Annotated in this window: 17 protein-coding genes and 1 tRNA gene; all 18 read left to right on the top strand. The window is 57.9% G+C overall.

The window, feature by feature from the left end:
* Positions 1-3: 3 nt before the first annotated feature.
* Positions 4-870 (top strand): ABC transporter ATP-binding protein, encoded by an 867-nt coding sequence (locus tag JN12_RS09045; RefSeq protein WP_145021480.1) that lies wholly within the window; start codon positions 4-6, stop codon positions 868-870.
* Positions 848-2,572, top strand: coding sequence for a glycosyltransferase family 39 protein (locus JN12_RS09040; protein WP_145021477.1), 1,725 nt, complete (start codon positions 848-850; stop codon positions 2,570-2,572). Before JN12_RS09045 ends, JN12_RS09040 begins: the two co-directional genes overlap by 23 nt.
* Positions 2,569-3,411 carry a decaprenyl-phosphate phosphoribosyltransferase gene (locus JN12_RS09035; protein ID WP_145021474.1) on the top strand — a complete coding sequence of 281 codons (843 nt, stop codon included), beginning with the start codon at positions 2,569-2,571 and terminating at the stop codon, positions 3,409-3,411. Before JN12_RS09040 ends, JN12_RS09035 begins: the two co-directional genes overlap by 4 nt.
* Positions 3,408-4,406 (top strand): glycosyltransferase family 2 protein, encoded by a 999-nt coding sequence (locus tag JN12_RS09030; RefSeq protein ID WP_145021471.1) that lies wholly within the window; start codon positions 3,408-3,410, stop codon positions 4,404-4,406. Before JN12_RS09035 ends, JN12_RS09030 begins: the two co-directional genes overlap by 4 nt.
* Positions 4,403-5,152 (top strand): glycosyltransferase family 2 protein, encoded by a 750-nt coding sequence (locus tag JN12_RS09025; RefSeq protein WP_145021467.1) that lies wholly within the window; start codon positions 4,403-4,405, stop codon positions 5,150-5,152. Before JN12_RS09030 ends, JN12_RS09025 begins: the two co-directional genes overlap by 4 nt.
* On the top strand, positions 5,145-5,978 hold the full coding sequence (locus tag JN12_RS09020) for an ABC transporter permease (protein ID WP_145021464.1): 834 nt from the start codon (positions 5,145-5,147) through the stop codon (positions 5,976-5,978). The genes JN12_RS09025 and JN12_RS09020 overlap by 8 nt, the downstream gene beginning before the upstream one ends.
* Before the next feature lie 6 nt (positions 5,979-5,984).
* Entirely contained in the window at positions 5,985-7,262 is a 1,278-nt protein-coding gene (locus JN12_RS09015) for an ABC transporter ATP-binding protein (RefSeq protein ID WP_145021461.1), read from the top strand.
* A gap of 13 nt (positions 7,263-7,275) precedes the next feature.
* The gene (locus JN12_RS09010; RefSeq protein ID WP_145021458.1) at positions 7,276-8,094 is read left to right on the top strand and encodes a class I SAM-dependent methyltransferase; all 819 of its coding nucleotides are present in this window, start codon (positions 7,276-7,278) and stop codon (positions 8,092-8,094) included.
* A gap of 20 nt (positions 8,095-8,114) precedes the next feature.
* A complete protein-coding gene (locus JN12_RS09005; protein ID WP_145021455.1) occupies positions 8,115-9,062 on the top strand; it encodes a glycosyltransferase in 948 nt (315 codons plus the stop codon).
* Between the two features lie 20 nt (positions 9,063-9,082).
* Positions 9,083-10,111, top strand: a complete 1,029-nt coding sequence (locus tag JN12_RS09000) for a glycosyltransferase family 2 protein (protein WP_145021452.1) — start codon at positions 9,083-9,085, stop codon at positions 10,109-10,111.
* Between the two features lie 7 nt (positions 10,112-10,118).
* Positions 10,119-11,297 (top strand): glycosyltransferase, encoded by a 1,179-nt coding sequence (locus JN12_RS08995; protein ID WP_145021449.1) that lies wholly within the window; start codon positions 10,119-10,121, stop codon positions 11,295-11,297.
* A 142-nt stretch (positions 11,298-11,439) separates the two neighbouring features.
* On the top strand, positions 11,440-11,619 hold the full coding sequence (locus JN12_RS08990; RefSeq protein ID WP_145021446.1) for a hypothetical protein: 180 nt from the start codon (positions 11,440-11,442) through the stop codon (positions 11,617-11,619).
* Positions 11,620-11,649: 30 nt separating this feature from the next.
* Positions 11,650-12,489, top strand: a complete 840-nt coding sequence (locus tag JN12_RS08985) for a class I SAM-dependent methyltransferase (protein WP_145021444.1) — start codon at positions 11,650-11,652, stop codon at positions 12,487-12,489.
* Complete coding sequence (locus tag JN12_RS08980; RefSeq protein WP_145021441.1) at positions 12,489-13,589, top strand: glycosyltransferase; 1,101 nt, start codon at positions 12,489-12,491, stop codon at positions 13,587-13,589. The genes JN12_RS08985 and JN12_RS08980 overlap by 1 nt, the downstream gene beginning before the upstream one ends.
* Positions 13,586-14,527 carry a glycosyltransferase family 2 protein gene (locus JN12_RS08975; protein WP_145021438.1) on the top strand — a complete coding sequence of 314 codons (942 nt, stop codon included), beginning with the start codon at positions 13,586-13,588 and terminating at the stop codon, positions 14,525-14,527. The genes JN12_RS08980 and JN12_RS08975 overlap by 4 nt, the downstream gene beginning before the upstream one ends.
* A gap of 8 nt (positions 14,528-14,535) precedes the next feature.
* Entirely contained in the window at positions 14,536-15,801 is a 1,266-nt protein-coding gene (locus JN12_RS08970; RefSeq protein WP_170241876.1) for a glycosyltransferase family 4 protein, read from the top strand.
* A 182-nt stretch (positions 15,802-15,983) separates the two neighbouring features.
* A complete protein-coding gene (locus tag JN12_RS08965) occupies positions 15,984-16,919 on the top strand; it encodes a glycosyltransferase family 9 protein (protein ID WP_246125807.1) in 936 nt (311 codons plus the stop codon).
* Between the two features lie 87 nt (positions 16,920-17,006).
* Positions 17,007-17,081: transfer RNA gene (locus JN12_RS08960), tRNA-Val, on the top strand.
* The last annotated feature ends 6 nt before the right edge of the window (positions 17,082-17,087 follow it).

The raw sequence follows: 17,087 nt of genomic DNA, 5'->3' as shown, positions 1-17,087 counted from the left end.
GAAATGCACGCAATAGATATAACAAATCTGGACAAGGTGTTTCGAGGTAAAAAAGGGGCGCGGGTTGAGGCTCTGCAGTCCCTCTCCCTGCAGGTGGGCCAGGGGGAGATCTTCGGGTTTCTCGGGCCGAACGGTGCTGGCAAGAGTACTACCATCAAGATACTGATGGGGTTGATCCGAGCAACCGCGGGTTCTGCGCGGATCATGGGAGAGGGGGTTGCCACGTGTGCGGCGCGGCGCGAAGTGGGGTACCTCCCGGAAAACCCCTCTTTTTACGACTACCTCACTGCTGAGGAGTATCTCAGGTTCGTGGGGAAGAGCTTCGACATGCAGGCTGGTCTGATTGCCCGGAAGTCTGACGAGATACTGCGACTGCTGGAGCTTTGGGAAGCCCGCAAGCGGCCGATCAGAGGGTACAGCAAGGGAATGGTGCAGCGGCTCGGGCTTGCCCAGGCACTCCTTCACGATCCCCAGGTCTACATCCTTGACGAACCGATGAGCGGGCTTGATCCCATCGGCCGCGCACTGGTCAAGGAGGTGATCCGGGACCTGAAACTACGTGGTAAGACGATCTTCTTCAGCACCCATATCACCGCCGATGTGGAGGCTGTCTGCGACCGGGTTGGCGTGATAAGCAAGGGGAAATTGCAGGTGGTGGACCAGGTTGCCAACATCCTCCAGCGTGGAGTGGAGGGGTACATGGTTCAGGTGACGCATCCCGGTGGGCGCAGCGAAGATCGGTTTGTTGAGAAAGAAGATCTGCAGGGCTTCATTGAAAGGTCTGTCGCAACACATCTGGCTATCGAGCGTATCGAACCGAAGGGTAAGGACATGGAGGCGTTTTTCCTTGAGATCGTGGCGAATCGATAACGCTCAGGCCTCTCCTCTCTTCTTTTGCGTAATCCTCACCGTTACCGTGCTGATCGTCTATTATCCCGCACTGTTTGGCGGCACCATCTCCATTGACGATCCCCATATCATCGCTCACTTTTCCAGACTGCCGCCACTTCATGAGATCCTTGTCCCGGGGCGTAGCTACTATTACCGGCCTGTTGCCGAATTCAGCTACTATCTCGACAGTCTTCTCTGGGGGATGGAGCCGATGGCCATGCATCTGGAAAACATTCTTTTCCATGCTGCCAATTCCATCCTCGTGTTCTTCCTTGCCCGGCGCATTTTCCGGCAGATTCCGGAAGCGAATCCGTCTGCCCCCCTGTTTGCCGCCCTCCTCTTTGCGCTGCATCCATTACCTGTGGAGGGGGTAAGCTGGATATCCGGCCGGACCGACCCCCTGGCCGCCATCTTTTTCCTCTCAGCTACCCTCACCTGGATCATCTGGCTCGACAGGCCGAGTTGGCAGGCAGGCGCCTGGACCCTCTTTCTCTTCCTGCTGGGGGTCCTGACCAAGGAGGTTGCGGTGACCTTCCTGCCTTTGGCGCTGCTTCTGGCACTCCGCAGCCCATCCTTTCCAGCGGGAAGTTCCGGAAACAAGCGGTTGGTCGCGGTCTGCGCAATCGGTGCATTGGGTATGTCTGCATCTGCCATTATGCTGCTGCGGCATGGTGGCACGGGATTGAGTCGTTTTTGGGCAGAAGGTGGTACCGATATGCCGCACTCTGCGTGGAACGCCCTGATTGCCGTTGGCTTTTATCTGAAAAAACTCTTTATCCCCATGCCACTGAACTTTGCCATAACCGATGTGAGCCCTTTGTACGGTCTGCTGGGCGGGACTGCCGTGCTGGTTATCCTGGGCTCGTATCGTTGCGGCGGGATCGTGCAGCTCATGTTCGGATCTGTGTTTCTCACAGCCTTGCCCGCAGTGCTGGTTGCGGTCAGGCAGGTGGCCTGGACACCCTATGCGGAACGGTACATGTATATTCCGGTGGCCTTTCTGGCACTTGGCATGGGAGGGGGATATGCTGCTCTGCCCAGGAGATATTTGACGTTCGTTAACCCTCTGCTGGTCATACTGCTTTGTGTGGCCGCGGTAGTCACCCTCCAACGGACCATTCTCTGGCAGAACAATCTGGCGCTCATTCAGGATACCGTGATAAAATCCCCCGGCTTCGGGGCGGTCCACAATGAACTGGGTGCGGCCCTGATGCGGTCCGGCAGGGTCGATGTGGCTGCCAGGGAGTTCTATCTGGCAGATCGGCTTAACAGGCGCCCTTCGATCCGTATGCTTATCAAGGCGAATGTGATGGGAGCCATGGTGGCCAGGCAGGATTATTCGGGAGCCAGGGATCTCTTTTTTCAGCTTTTCAGGGAGAAGAGGGCTGCTCCCGTCGAGTTCCTGGACCTGCTGCACAAGGCGGACAGCATGAGAATGTCGGGCTTGTCCCCTTCGGACAAGGCCAGGCTTGCCCTGGATGTCAAAGAGACTCTGGCTGTTCTTTTCGAGAAGAACGGTGATCCGTTCTGGCTTTACAGGGGGGGGCAGATGGCACTTGCCGCAGGGAAGGGGCGGGAGGCGGCTGACCTCTTCCGGCGGGCGTATGCATCTGCGCCACAGGATGCCCATTACCGGCCAGCGGCGGAGAAATACCTGACGCACCTGGAAGGGGAGCCATGATAAGGAGTTATCTTGCCATACTCCGGCCCGTGCAGTGGCTGAAGAACCTGATGCTCTTTTTCCCCCCCTTTCTCGGTGGGCATCTTCTTCAGCCAGGGCTGGCCGGCAAAGGGGTTCTTCCATTCGGTGCCTTCTGCATGGTTTCAAGCGCCGGTTACCTGCTGAACGATATCCTCGATCGGGACCGCGACGCAAACCACCCGAAAAAGCGTGAGCGGCCCATTCCTGCCGGTGCCGTGAGCATCCGTGCGGCAGCCATGACAGCCCTGCTCCTACTGACAGCTGGTTTATTGACGGCCAACGGAGTCTCACCGCGTTTTTTCTGGCTACTCGCAGGGTATACGGTGCTTTCCACCGCCTATTCCACGGCTCTTAAATCCGTGCCGGTGGTTGATCTCTTCTGCATTGCCGCAGGGTTCATCCTGCGCCTTCAGGCAGGGGGCGAGGTGTTTCAGGTTGTCATCACCCCGTGGCTGTTCTTGAGTGTATTCCTTTTGGCCGTTTTTCTGAGTGCCGGCAAACGCCTCTGTGAATACCGTCTCCTCGGGAGTGACGCCGGTGAGCACAGAAAGAGTCTGGCAATGTACCCAAGCGGTTTTCTGGACGGAACAATGTATCTGACCGGCGCGGCGGTCCTGGTTACCTATATCATGTATACGTTGACCCGAACCGGTCTCCTTTACACCGTTCCTATCTGCGTCTTTGGCCTCCTCCGTTACATTTTCCGGGTTCAGTCCGGGAAGAGCGGTGATCCGACCGAATCGCTTGTCAGCGACCGGCAGCTCTTCATGGTCGGTCTCTCCTGGACATTGATGGTTGCCTGGAGCATTTACTGGTGAACAGGGTCTATATCATCGTTGTCAACTGGAATGGATGGCGGGATACGGTTGAGTGTCTCGACAGCCTGTTTTTCCTCACGTATTCGCCGTTTACAGTGGTTGTCTGTGACAATGGCTCTCATGACGATTCGGTTGCTCAGCTCAAAAGGTGGGGCGAGCAGAGGAACATACCTTGTGACGAATATCGGCGTGAGGATGCCGAATCAGGGGGCCGGAAAGGGGCACCCTCTCCTCTGGTATTGATCCTGAACGGGGCGAATCTCGGTTTTGCCGGCGGCAACAACGTCGGACTCCGCTACGCCCTGGCACGGGGGGATTTTGCCTATGCCTGGCTGCTGAACAACGACACCATTGTGAAGGACGATAGCCTGACCCGCCTGGTTGAGCGTATGGAACGACAACCTGAAGCGGGTCTCTGCGGGTCGACGATCCGTTACTATCACAACCCCGGTCAGGTTCAGGCCCTGGGAGGAGGATATTACTGTCGCTGGATCGGACTTCCCTGGCACTATGGCCGGTTCACACGGCAGGGGGAACAGATCGATCAGGCGAGGGCAGAGTGGTGGATGAACTATGTGGAGGGTGCGTCCACGCTGGTTTCGCGCGCATTTCTCGAAGAGATTGGTCTGATGAGCGAAGAGTATTTCCTCTATTTTGAGGAGGCCGACTGGGCGATGCGCGCAAGGGGGAAGTTTAAACTGGTTTATGCGCCGCAGAGCATTGTATATCACAAGGTCGGTGCAAGCATAGGCACCAGTAGCAATCCGGCGAGAAAGAGCCAGCTCTGCGACTATTTCAACATCAGGAACCGTCTCTACTTCACCCTCCGCTACTTTCCGGAAGCCCTGCCGACCGTTTATCTCGGTGTGATCTGCAGCCTGATTGTCAGAATGGTGCTGGGCAGATGGGATCGGGCAATGATGATTCTCAGGCTGATGCGTGGATACTCGGACCTGGACCCGGATTTTCTGCCTGCGTGCCGTGACAGGTCATGATGGTGGCTCCTCTGCTGACAGTGATAACGGTTGTCAGGAACGGTGCCGAGTTTCTTGAACAGACTATTCTGAGCGTAACCCGCCCCAGGCCTGTCACGACGGAGTATCTGGTGATTGACGGGGGCTCGACCGACGGAACGGTTGATATCATCAAGCGCCATTCCGACGGGATCAGGTACTGGATCAGCGAGCCGGACAGGGGAATTTACGATGCCATGAACAAGGGGTGGGCGGCGGCCGTGGATGGGAGCCACATCCTCTACCTGGGGGCAGGGGATCTGCTGTTGTCGCTTCCGGAAGAGGCGGAGCAGTACCGGCCCGACACCGTGCTGTATGGTACGGTTGAGGTCGGCAGGGATCACTGTTTCGTACCTCACAGCGATTGGCGGCTGAAGTATTACAACAGCCTGCATCATCAAGGGCTGCTCATTCCCAAGGGGCTGCATCCGGCCCCTCCGTTTGACTGCCGATACGGAAAGTATGCCGATTTTGACTTTAACCAGCGTCTCTATCGTCGAGGCGTCAGATTCAGGTATCATCCGGAACTCAGGAGTTATGCCATGCCTGACGGGGTGACCGAAGAGTTTTCCCTTGCCGAGACGGTGCGGATTACCCGGAAAAACTTCGGTGCAGCCCATGCTATACTGTCGATCCTGGCGTATCTCGCCCTACGCTGCCTTCCCCCCCTGAAACGGCTGCGGCCCTACGAATTGATGAGGTCATGTGAGCGGCACGCAGATGAATGAAAATCAGCCCCCGGTTGCCATCATCGAGGCAGGACAGAGCATCCGGCATTACTGGCGCGATCTCTGGCGCTATCGAGAACTTCTCTTTTTCCTCTGCTGGCGGGATATCCTGGTTCGCTACAAGCAGACCGTACTCGGGATTGTCTGGAGCATTCTGAAGCCGCTTCTGACCATGGTTGTGTTCACCCTGCTTTTCAGCAGGCTGGCAAAGCTCCCTGCCGGCAATGTGCCGTATCCGGTGATGGTCTTTGCGGCGCTGCTGCCGTGGCAATTCATCGCTACCGCCTTCACGGAGGTGGGAATGAGCCTGACAGGAAATGCCAACCTGATTTCCAAGGTATATTTCCCGCGGATGATCATTCCGGCCAGCGCCATCCTGGTCAGCCTGGTCGATCTGCTCCTTGCCTCGATTGTGCTGCTAGGACTCATGTCCTGGTACGATTTCCTCCCCGACTGGCGGCTGGCGGCGCTGCCGCTGTTCATGCTGCTTGCTGCTGCTTCCGCTCTGGCGGCGGGGTTGTGGGTGGCTGCGCTCAATGTCCGCTTTCGCGACGTGGCGAACGTTATTCCATTTATCATCCAGTTTTCTCTGTTCGCCTCGCCGGTCGGTTTTCGCAGTGAGGTCGTGCCGGAACATCTCAGGTTCCTCTTTTCGTTGAACCCCCTGGTCGGGGTCATTGACGGTTTCCGCTGGGCTCTGCTCCGTGGCAGCGCGCCGCTTTACTGGCCAGCTCTGCTCTATTCCGTGCTCCTGGTGAGTGTGCTGCTGCTTGCGGGCATCCGTTATTTCCGCACAACTGAAAAACGATTCGCAGATATCATCTGAGAGATCATGGACCCGGTAATCAGTGTTGAAAACCTCTCCAAGCAGTACGTCATCGGCCACCGGCAGGGCGAGCAGGGCGGCTCGCTACGGGAATTGATCAGTGCCGGCGCGGGCCGGATTGCCCGCAGCCTGCTCAATCCGCTGGCGCATCGTTCATCGGAACGGACAACCGAACTCTTTCAGGCATTGCACGGAGTGAGTTTTCAGGTGGCGCAGGGCGAACGGATCGGCATAATCGGCAGGAACGGCGCTGGCAAATCGACCCTGCTGAAGCTCCTCAGCCGCATAACCGAGCCGTCCGGAGGGCGGATTGCCATCAGGGGACGGGTATCGAGTCTTCTTGAGGTGGGGACAGGATTTCACCCGGAGCTTACCGGACGGGAGAACATCTATCTTAACGGAGCGATCCTCGGCATGAGCCGTGCGGAGATCAGGCGCAAGTTCGACGCGATAGTCGACTTTGCCGAAATCGACAGGTTCCTGGATACGCCGGTGAAACGGTACTCCTCCGGGATGTACGTGCGGCTGGCATTTGCCGTGGCCGCTCATTTGGAACCTGAGATTCTCATTGTCGACGAGGTGCTTGCCGTCGGCGACGCCCAGTTCCAGAAGAAATGTTTCGGCAAGATGGATGAGATCGGGCAGGAGGGGCGTACCGTGCTGTTCGTCAGCCACAACATGACTGCTGTCCGGTCTTTGTGCAGCCGGGCGCTGCTGCTTCACCAGGGGGCGCTTGTTCTGGATGACGATGTCACGACAGCGATAGATGGCTACCTGGGTGGTTCCTGCGAGCAGGTTCATCGGCGGGAGTGGTCTGAGGAGCCGGCAGCCCCGCAAAACTCGTCGGCGCTGCTCAGGCGGATTGCCGCCTGTGACCGGAACGGGGTTCCGCTCGAAACCATTACCACGGATACGGAATTGCAGATTGAAATCGTGTTCGCAGTGAAAAACGAAGGCGCCTCGATCGGTCTGACCCTTATCGTCCACGACACGGACAATTCGTGCGTTTTCAGTTCCATCAACAACAGCGAGCCGAACTGGTATGGCGCACCGATGCCGGTTGGCACGTATCGCTCCGTCTGCATCATTCCCGGTCGACTGCTCAACAATCGCCGGTACACGGTAACGGTCAACCTGTTCGGCAAATCGTTCACCGACCTGGTGACGGTCAGGGAGGCGCTGAGGCTGGAAGTGCTTGATGGTGTTGCCGTCCGGCGCGATTATTTTGGCGAGTACGGTGGCTATCTAAGGCCGGACCTGGAATGGTCCACCGCAAGGGTGTGAGGTCGGTTTTTTCATGAGTGTTGTGCGAGTCGAGGCGGACATGCTGTTGGCAACCGTTGCCGGGCGGCTGGAGCAGGTTGACCTGCTGCTTGATATCGGCTGCGGGATCAGACCCCAGCAACTGGTGCGGCCGATGACGCATATCTGCTGCGAACCCTGCCCGCAGTATGTCGGTAACCTGCAGGCAGCGGTTGCCGCTTCTTTCGACCGGAGTTATCTGGTTGTCAATGCCGGCTGGCGGGAGGCGGTGCAGCTCTTTCCCACCGGATCTGTCGACACGGTATTTCTCGTTGATGTCATCGAACATCTCGACAAGGAGGAGGCAAGAGAGCTGCTGCAGGCAACGGTCCGCCTGGCGCGGAGGCAGATAGCCGTATTTACGCCGCTCGGTTTCATGCCACAGTCGCATGGTGACGGCAAGGATGCCTGGGGGCTCGATGGCGGGGCATGGCAGGAGCACAAGTCAGGCTGGTATCCCGAAGATTTCGGTGATGCCTGGGATATCTTCCTGGCGGACCCGTTCCATCTCGCCGACAACATGGGCAAGCCCCTGGATGAGCCGTTTGGCGCATTCTGGGCTATAATGACCAAGCCGCAAGCAAGGCAACAGCAGACACCGCCGGGGAGGAAGGCAGTTCAGGCGATCCACGACATTGCTGCCGCATCGGGCAACCTTGGCGAACTGCTCAACACGCATCAGGTCGTTGCGATGCTCGCCAACGATTTCAGCCCGGCAGTCACGGAGCGGCTGCTGGTCGTGTTGCGTCTGGGGCTGAAGATAAAGCGGAGCTGGCTGTTCAGAAAACTTTACCGGCTGTTTTCCAGGGGATAGTCTGATATGGGTAGCTTGTGATGAAGCAGGACGGACTCGCACATCAGGGGATGGTTTCCATCGTGATTCCGGTTTATAACGGCGCGGATTATCTCGCTCAGGCGATCGACAGCTCACTTGCGCAGAGTTACCGGAACATCGAGGTCATCGTTGTCAATGACGGTTCCACGGACGGAGGGAGGACAGAGGAGATCGCCCTCTCTTACGGCGACGCGATCCGCTATTTCCGGAAAGAGAATGGCGGGGTTGCTTCGGCCCTGAACACCGGGATACGGGAGATGCGCGGCGCATTCTTTTCCTGGCTGAGTCACGATGATCTCTATTACCCATACAAGATATCCTCCCAGATGGACTTTCTTGCCGGGCATCCAACCGACGATGTCATCCTCTACAGCAATTACGACATCATCAATGCCCGTTCGCAGCTGACCGGCGCCATTGAGCTGGCCAATCCTCCTGCGCCGCAGGATATGCGTTACTTTCTCACAATAAGCCATCCGATTCACGGCTGCACCACGCTCATTCCCCGGCGCTGTTTCGAGCTGTGCGGTGTTTTCGACGAATCGCTCCGGACGACGCAGGATTATGATTTCTGGTTCCGGCTGGCAGGCAGGTTCTCGTTCGTTCATCAGCCGCTCAAGCTCATTCAGTCGCGACACCACGATAGCCAGGGGACAGTGACGATGAACAGCCTTCATATGAGAGAGGTGAACGAAATCCTGGGCAAATTCATCAGGGAATTGACTCCTGCGGAAGTTGTCGCCGCCGCAGGAATGCCGCTCTCTGCGGGGTACGCCGCAGTTGCCGAGAACTTTTACACGAGGCACTGCCGGGGCGCATCGCGTCTGGCCCGCAGCTTGTCGTACCGGGCACTTGGCAGCGTGGAACTCCCCGGCAGGTTGAAGCTGCTTTACCGGCTGATGCTGCTGGGGTTCAGGGACGGGTTCCGCTCCTGTGTGGCTCGCTGAGCGGTCCGGGAGATCACCCTATGAAAAGTCCGCTGGTAAGCGTGATCATACCGACATACAACCGTGCCGCCTTGCTGCAGGAGGCGTTGCAGAGCATCGTCGGCCAGACGTTTGCCGATTATGAAGTCCTGATTGTCGATGACGGCTCAACCGACAGCACGAGGGAGGTTGCTGCCCGGTTCCCGGCCGACAGATTCATCTATATGCATCAGGAGCATCAGGGGCGTTCCGCTGCCCGCAACCGCGCCCTGGCCGCCACCAGGGGCAGGTATGTTGCGTTTCTCGATTCGGATGATCTCTTTACTGCGGATAAACTGGAGAGGCAGGTTGAGATTCTGGAAGCTCACCCCGATTACGGGATGGTCTATACCGCGGCAAGAGTGATTGACGAACAGGGGAGGGAGCTCTTCTCCCCTTACGCCACCAACAGCGGGACCCCCTATTACCGGGCAACGGAGTCCGGCTTCATCTACGACAGGATTGCATATTACCTGCCGTTGACCATCCTCCTGCCGACGGTCATGGTGCGCTCGTCGATCCTGCAATCGGTGGGGGGGTTTGACGAAAGACTCGATCGGTTCGAGGATACCGACCTGTGGCGCCGTATTGCAAAGGTAGCCGGGATTTTTGCCCTTGACGTGCCCTTGACGACAATCCGGACGCATTCCGGCAACCGGATGGAACACCCGGCAAAGGTGTTCGCAGCGATTGCCTACTATACCGGCAAGATAAAAGAGCAGGATGGCGGAGAGTCGCCGCAGTGGCGCAAAGGGAGTGCACGGCTTTATCTGCACTATGCTCTGGCAGTTCATGCGCTTGAAAAGATGCGACCACTTTCCCGGGGGTTTTTCAAAGAGGCTGTCAGACTTGCTCCCGTGGATACCGTCGACTACTTGCTGGTAAACCACGTGATGAGCAGCCGTTATGCGCTGCAGCTGCTGGCCGGGTCCTTTCGGCATGCGCCATTGATTCTGTCGCGATTGGCTGCCGTTACGATCTGGAGAGGCATCACCGCTCTCTGCGGCGGACCAAGAGGAAGAGAAGCCTGAAGGGGTTATGAAGATACTTTGCGTCGCAATGTCGGAGAGCATCCACACCGCACGCTGGCTCGGCCAGATCTGCGATCAGGGTTGGGATATTCACCTATTCCCCAGCAGGGATACCGGTTACGTCCACCCGGCGATGCGGAATCTGACCGTGTATCACACGACATACGCGCCCACGACAGTGGCTGACAGTTCCGTCAGGATGCGGGGACTGCCAATTCCCCATACTCTGGCTGCCGATGTCGGGAGGCGGGTTCTGGCGCGGTACTGGCCACGTTTCAGGGTGGCTCGTTTGGCACATCTTATTACCCGTCTCAAACCGGACCTCATCCAGTCGCTCGAATTTCAGCATGCAGGCTATCTGACTCTGGAGTCGCGACGGTTGCTCAACGGTCCGTTTCCTAAATGGATTGCTACGAACTGGGGAAGTGACATATACCTTTTCGGCAGATTGTCCGGACACAGGGACAAGGTCCGCGAAGTATTGCGGTATGCCGATTATTATTCGTGCGAGTGTGAACGCGATATTTGTCTGGCAAGGGCTTTCGGTTTTACCGGGCAAGCGCTGCCGGTATTTCCCAATACCGGTGGTTTCGACCTTGCTGCGGTTTCGGCACTGCGTCAGGACGGGGCCGTTGACCAACGCCGGGTAATTATGGTGAAGGGGTATCAGACCTGGGCAGGCCGTGCACTGGTGGCATTGCGCGCCTTGGAGCGTTGTGCCGAACTTCTGGGCGGATACACGATTGCCGTGTATTCCGCCTCTCCGGATGTGGAGTTGGCGGCCGAGTTGTTTCAGGAATCGACGGGAGTACCGGTGATACTCATTCCGCATGACACTCCCCATTGCGAAATGATGGCGTGGCACGGCCGTGCCCGCATATCCCTCGGCCTCAGTATTGGTGACGCCATCAGTACCTCTCTGCTCGAAGCCATGGTGATGGGGGCATTTCCGGTACAGTCCTGGACCGCCTGCGCAGACGAATGGATCGATAATGGGATAAACGGCCTGCTGGTTCCGCCGGAGGATCCGGAGCAGGTGGAAAAGGCCATCCGACTGGCTCTCGCTGACGATGGGCTGGTGAACGGCGCTGCAGAGCATAATGCCCGCCTGGCCAGAGAACGCCTCGACGGCACTATGTTGAAGCAGAGGATTATCGCCATGTATCAGAGTTTAGCTTCCAGATGACCCGGGATCATAACAAATACCAGACAGGAGGATACAGTGAAACGAGCGGTGGATATAAAAACTTCTTTTACGGCAGCTGATTCGATACCACTGAAAGTTTTACTCTCTATGCCTGTTGTGTGGCGTACAGTATGCTCTGCAAGTGCCATCCAGAGACCTGCCGGAAGAGCTTTGTCTGGGCAGGGCCGTTGACCTTGAAACGATTCTTGCCCGGAGTACCACCCCTCTGGATGGTTCAAGATGTGTAAAGTGCTACTACATGAACTACAATACCCTGTTGCGGGGCATGCTGAAGTCGGTTGCCCACAAGGAGTTTGTCTGATGCCGGCTGAGGCCGTTGGCTGTGGCGCATATGATGCATGATGCGGTCAAGCTTAATAGGAAAATCTACAATGCTACTGCTCCGCTCTACGAGGAGCGGCATGGCGAAATCTTCAATCCGACCGAGCAGGGCAGGATTGCGGACAGCCTGCGTAGCTGCCTTGCCTCGCTGGTCACCGGCGCGGTTGCACCGCGTGTCCTTGATTTTGGCGCCGGGACCGGAAACCTGACCCGGCAGCTTCTGTCGCTGGGCGCAACTGTGGTTGCAGCGGATGTGTCAGAAGGTTGCCTGAGGGAACTGCGCACATCGACCGGTCGTCAGCACTGTCTGGAGACCACAGTCCTCAACGGCCGGGACCTGGCCTGGGCTGATTCGGCCAGTTTTGACCTGGTGGCAACCTACTCGGTACTGCACCATGTTCCCGATTACCTGGCTGCGGTTGGAGAGTTTGTCCGGGTTGTGAAACCGGGCGGCATTATTTACATCGACCATGAGGTCTGTCCCTCCTATTGGGAGGATGAGCCGGAGTATTCGGCGTACAGCCGGGAGTTGGCCGAGCTTCAGGAGGTGAAACCTCCCCCTGTTTTGCCGAGATTGCCGAAACTGTTTGCCCGGAAGGGGCTGTGGCGTTATCTGCTTGCTGCTGTCTGGCTGAAAAGGAATAGGATTGCTGACGAAGGCGACATCCATGTTCACAAGCACGACCATATCGAGTGGGCAGCCATACGCGAGATTCTGGCCCCTCACTGTCAAATCCTTCAGGAGAGAGATTATCTCGTCTGCAGGGAGCGGCAGCAGCCAGCCCCGGTCTGGGAGCGGTGGCGTGACCGGTGTGCGGACATGCGTTTGATAATCGCCAGAAAAAACTGATGCGCGTTCTTGTTATCCATGACGGCGGCTCCTCCGGAGGGATATTCCGCTTCCTCGAACGCCTGCTGGCAATTCATCGGGACCGAGGCATCGACTCCGCACTCCTCATTCCCGAAAAGCTGTTCGATCCCGCATTCGCCGAGCTGGGCGCCACCTTTTCCGTGCCGGTATGGAAAAGGTCAAACAGGAACAGGGCCGGTACGCTGCCGTTCCTGACCCCGTGCTGGGACTTCCTGTTCTCATGGCGTGCTGTCCGCACCTGGCAGCCCGACGTCATTGTCGTTTCGACTGCGGACCCCGGCCGGATGTCAATCGCCATGTTCTATCCCCGACCGGTTCTCTATGTGCTGCATACTATCCCTGACCGGCAATTCAGTTTTCCGGCCAGGCTCTATCTGAGGCTTGGAACCTGGCTCGATAAGAATACGGTTGTAGCCGTCTCCCACGCGGCGGCGGCCCTGGTCAGCAGTCACATGGGGGTTTTGCGCAGCAAGGTTGCCGTGGTGTACAATAGCTGCAAGACCGTCCCTGAGGTGAAGAGAGAACGGCAGCCACTGGTTCTGACTGCCGGCCATCTGGTCTCCTACAAGAATCCCGATGCATGGCTCATGGTTGCCCGGCAGGTACTCCGGCAGAGGCCTGATGTCTCATTTGTCTGGTTGGGAGACGGAGAACTCCTTGAACCATTGCGGCAGCGGGTCAAGACGCTTGGTCTGGATGACCGGATCATCCTCCCCGGGTATGTTGCGGAGCCGGGGGAGTGGTATGTCAAGGCCCAACTCTACTTTCAGCCGAGTCTCAAGGAGAGCCATGGCATTGCAGTTCTCGAAGCCATGGCGTACGGTCTCCCCTGTGTCGTTGCCAGGGTGGGAGGGTTGCCGGAGTCGGTCATCGACGGCGGGACCGGCTTTGTCTGCCACCCTACGGAAAGCGAGGCGTTTGTGGCCCGTATTCTGGAACTGCTGGGAGACCCGGCACTGTGCGAGCGTTTTGGCGAGTTCGGCAGGCTGCGGGCCGGGAGCCGGTTCTCGGAAGAGGAGCAGGAGCTACATATCATGAACCTGTATGCCCGCCTTATGCAGGGCTCGGGTCGGCCATGAACCGGTTTTCGCTTACCACCCCGGTGGTCCTGCTGGTCTTTAACCGACCCGCACCAACCGAACGGGTTTTTTCGACGATCCGGGAAGCCAGGCCAGCCAGGCTGCTCGTGGTGGCCGATGGCCCTCGGTCCGACCGGTCAGAGGATTTCGCCAGATGTGCCGAGGTGCGCCGCATCGTCGAACAGGTCGACTGGCCGTGTGCGGTGGAGCGAGCGTATGCAGAGGAGAACATGGGCTGTAAGCGACGGGTTGCCAGCGGGCTGGACTGGGTCTTCAGTCGCGTGGAGGAGGCCATTATCCTGGAGGATGATTGTCTTCCGGACCCAACTTTTTTCCGGTTTTGCCAGGAAATGCTGGACCGCTATCGGGACGACGAAAGGGTAATGTCTGTTTGCGGTTCCAATCCTCTGGGCAGGTGGAAGGCTGACCTGCAACGGTATCATTTTTCTCTGTACGGAGGTGTTTGGGGGTGGGCGACCTGGAGTCGGGCATGGCGTTTTTATGATGTCGACATGACTCTCTGGCTGAATCCGGAGTCACGGCAGCACATTTGTGAACTGCTCGGCGGCGGCAGCCTGTACCGGATGCGGGCTCTGGAGTTTGATAGAGTTGCGGCGGGACATGTTGACACGTGGGATTACCAGTGGAGTTTTGCCCAGCTCAATCAGTCAGGGTTGACTCTGGTTTCGGCAACGAATCTTGTCTCCAATATCGGCTTCAACGCCGATGCCACCCACACGGTAGATCCGAATAATTCATTTGCGGCCCTTCCCACGCTTCCTTGCCAATTTCCTTTAGAAATAAATCATCTTGTCGCTGCCGATCCTGACTATGATGCAAAGCTGTTGACAAAATCTCTCTCCGAGAGACCATTCCTGCTGAAACTTAGCGATGTTATGCACCATGTATGGGGAAGCGTACGGGACCTCGTCCGGTGAGGTGTCTGTTGCTCAGCACATTCGAGCAGGCGGGCGGAGCGGCCCGTTCAGCGCACCGTCTTTACCGGCACCTGAGCCGGCTGGGCGCGGATTGCAGTATGCTGGTCCAGTACAGGCAGAGTGATGACCCGCTGGTATCCGGTCCCGAAGGCTGGTTTGCCCGAACGGCGGGTGCACTGCGGCCTTATCTGGATGGGTTGCCGCTGCTCTGCTACCGTTCTCGCCTGAGCCCCCCCTGGAGTTTAGCCTGGTTGCCGAAGAACATTGATGCCGAAGTGATGGCCTGCTCTCCGGATCTCATTCATCTCCACGGCATCGGCCACGGGTTTCTGCCGATATCCGCCATCGCCCGGCTGTCGGCATGGCCGCTCGTCTGGACACTCCACGATTCCTGGGCCTTTACCGGCGGGTGTCACCTGCCGGACACCTGCGACCGCTATCGCATCGCCTGTGGTAGCTGCCCGCAGCTCAATGCCCGCCACGAACATGATCTCAGCCGCTGGGTCTGGCACCGCAAAGCGGCCTGCTGGCCTCAGCTTGACATTACCTTCGTTGCACCGAGCAGATGGCTGGCCCGTTCGGCGCAAGCCAGTTCGCTGCTCTCGCGCTGTCGGATCGAGGTCATTCCCAACGGTATTGATACGGCCATTTTTAGCCCGGGTGACCGGTTGGAGGCTCGCCGGGCACTGGGGTTGCCACTGGACCGCCGGTTGATCCTTTTTGGGGCAAACTGTGCCCTCTCTGATCCCAACAAAGGGTTCGACCTGTTGCGTGGAGCACTTCACTCCCTGAACGGAGAGAAGCTGCAGAATGCGGAATTGGTGGTCTTTGGCGATATCCTTAGCCGGACTCTGCCTGCTTGCGGCCTGCCAGCCAGGAACCTCGGGATCATAGCCGATGATGAGCGTCTGGTGCTTCTGTACCGTGCCGCCGATCTCTTTGTTGCGCCGTCGCGCCAGGAGAATCTTCCCAACATGGTCATGGAGGCAATGGCATGCGGAACCCCATCCGTTGCCTTTGATGTCGGCGGTCTCTCAGACATCATTACCCATTGTACAACCGGTTATCTCGCCCCCCCGTACGAGGTCGGAGAGTTGGCCCGGGGGATCATGCGCCTGCTCGGGGATGAATCAAGGCGACAGGCCATGGCTGACAACGGTAGGCGCTGGATCGATGACAACCTGAACATGGTGCGGGTCGTGGAGCGCTACCAGGCGCTGTATCGGGACATCTTGTCGGCGCGGGGGGGGCAGCCATTAACATTGCACTGTTGAAACTGCTGGACGCCGTTTTGGGGAAAATAGTCGTTTCCTTGCTGCCACCTCCTCTTGAGAGGCGAGAGAGGCGCTTTTCCTCAATCCTGTTCATCCGTCCTGGTGGGATCGGGGACGCTGTTCTTCTGGCGCCTGCCATACAAGTTTTAAAAGAGCGATATCCGTCAATCCAACTGGATGTATTGGCGGAGCAGCGTAACGCTGCAATCTTTTCTCTCGTGCCGGGGATCCGCAACTGTTTCCGCTACGACATTCCCGGCGAGTTGTGGACCGTTCTCCGCAAGAGGTACGATGTCGTAATAGATACCGAACAGTGGCACTATCTCTCCGCTGTGGTGGCACGACTTATACGAGCGCCGATCACTGTCGGCTTTGGAACCAACGAACGACGCAGACTCTTCACCCACCCCGTAACATACTCCCACGACGACTATGAAGCGGAGAGCTTTCTGCATCTCCTTGCCCCCCTCGGGATAACGGAACCTGCTCTCCCTGTTTGTCCACCACTGACGATACCTCCCGATACATGCCGGAGTGCCGATCGACTACTTCGCCATGTTGCCGGGGCAGAGTTTGTTGCTCTCTTTCCGGGAGCGAGCATCCGTGAAAAGAGCTGGGGGGTGGATCGCTTTGCGTCCCTGGCGGTGCTCCTGAACGAGAACTCCGTTCCCCTGGTGGTGATCGGTGGGCCCGATGACGTGATTGCCGGTCGTTCAATAACTGCCTGCAGAGGTATTCTTGATCTCACGGGCAAGACCGGTTTGGCTGAGACGGCTGCCATCCTGTCCAGGGCTCGACTCCTGGTCAGTGGTGACTCCGGGGTACTTCACCTTGCCGCCCTACTGGGGACCCGGACGGTGGCCCTCTTCGGCCCCAGTAATTGGACGAAGTGGGCTCCCAGGGGCGAACGGCACCGACTCCTCTTGACCGGCCGCAGTTGTGCTCCCTGTTCGAGTTTCGGCTACTTCCCATCCTGCCCGCAGACGAACGGCTGCACGCATGATATTCCCGTCGCTGATGTATTTGCGGTCGTTAGCGACCAATTTCCGTTCCCGTCGAAAGCCGTTCCCGCTGGCCGTAGGGTTAGTGCAGGTGGAGTGAGAGGGGCTATCCCGTAGGTGTCGGTAAATCTTTTGTCGGGTGTGCCCTGCAACAAAAAACTTGACTTCATTTTCCCGACCTGTTAGTAAATGTGCTCGTTTTGCAGGCGCGTAGCTCAGGGGTAGAGCACTAGCTCGACACGCTAGGGGTCGGCGGTTCGAAACCGCCCGCGCCTACCATGATTT

The organism is Geobacter argillaceus, assembly GCF_007830735.1.
GTDB classification, from domain to species: Bacteria; Desulfobacterota; Desulfuromonadia; order Geobacterales; family DSM-12255; genus Geomobilibacter; species Geomobilibacter argillaceus.
Note: the sequence above shows the minus strand (reverse complement) of the source record. Positions and strands in the feature narration are given on the sequence as shown.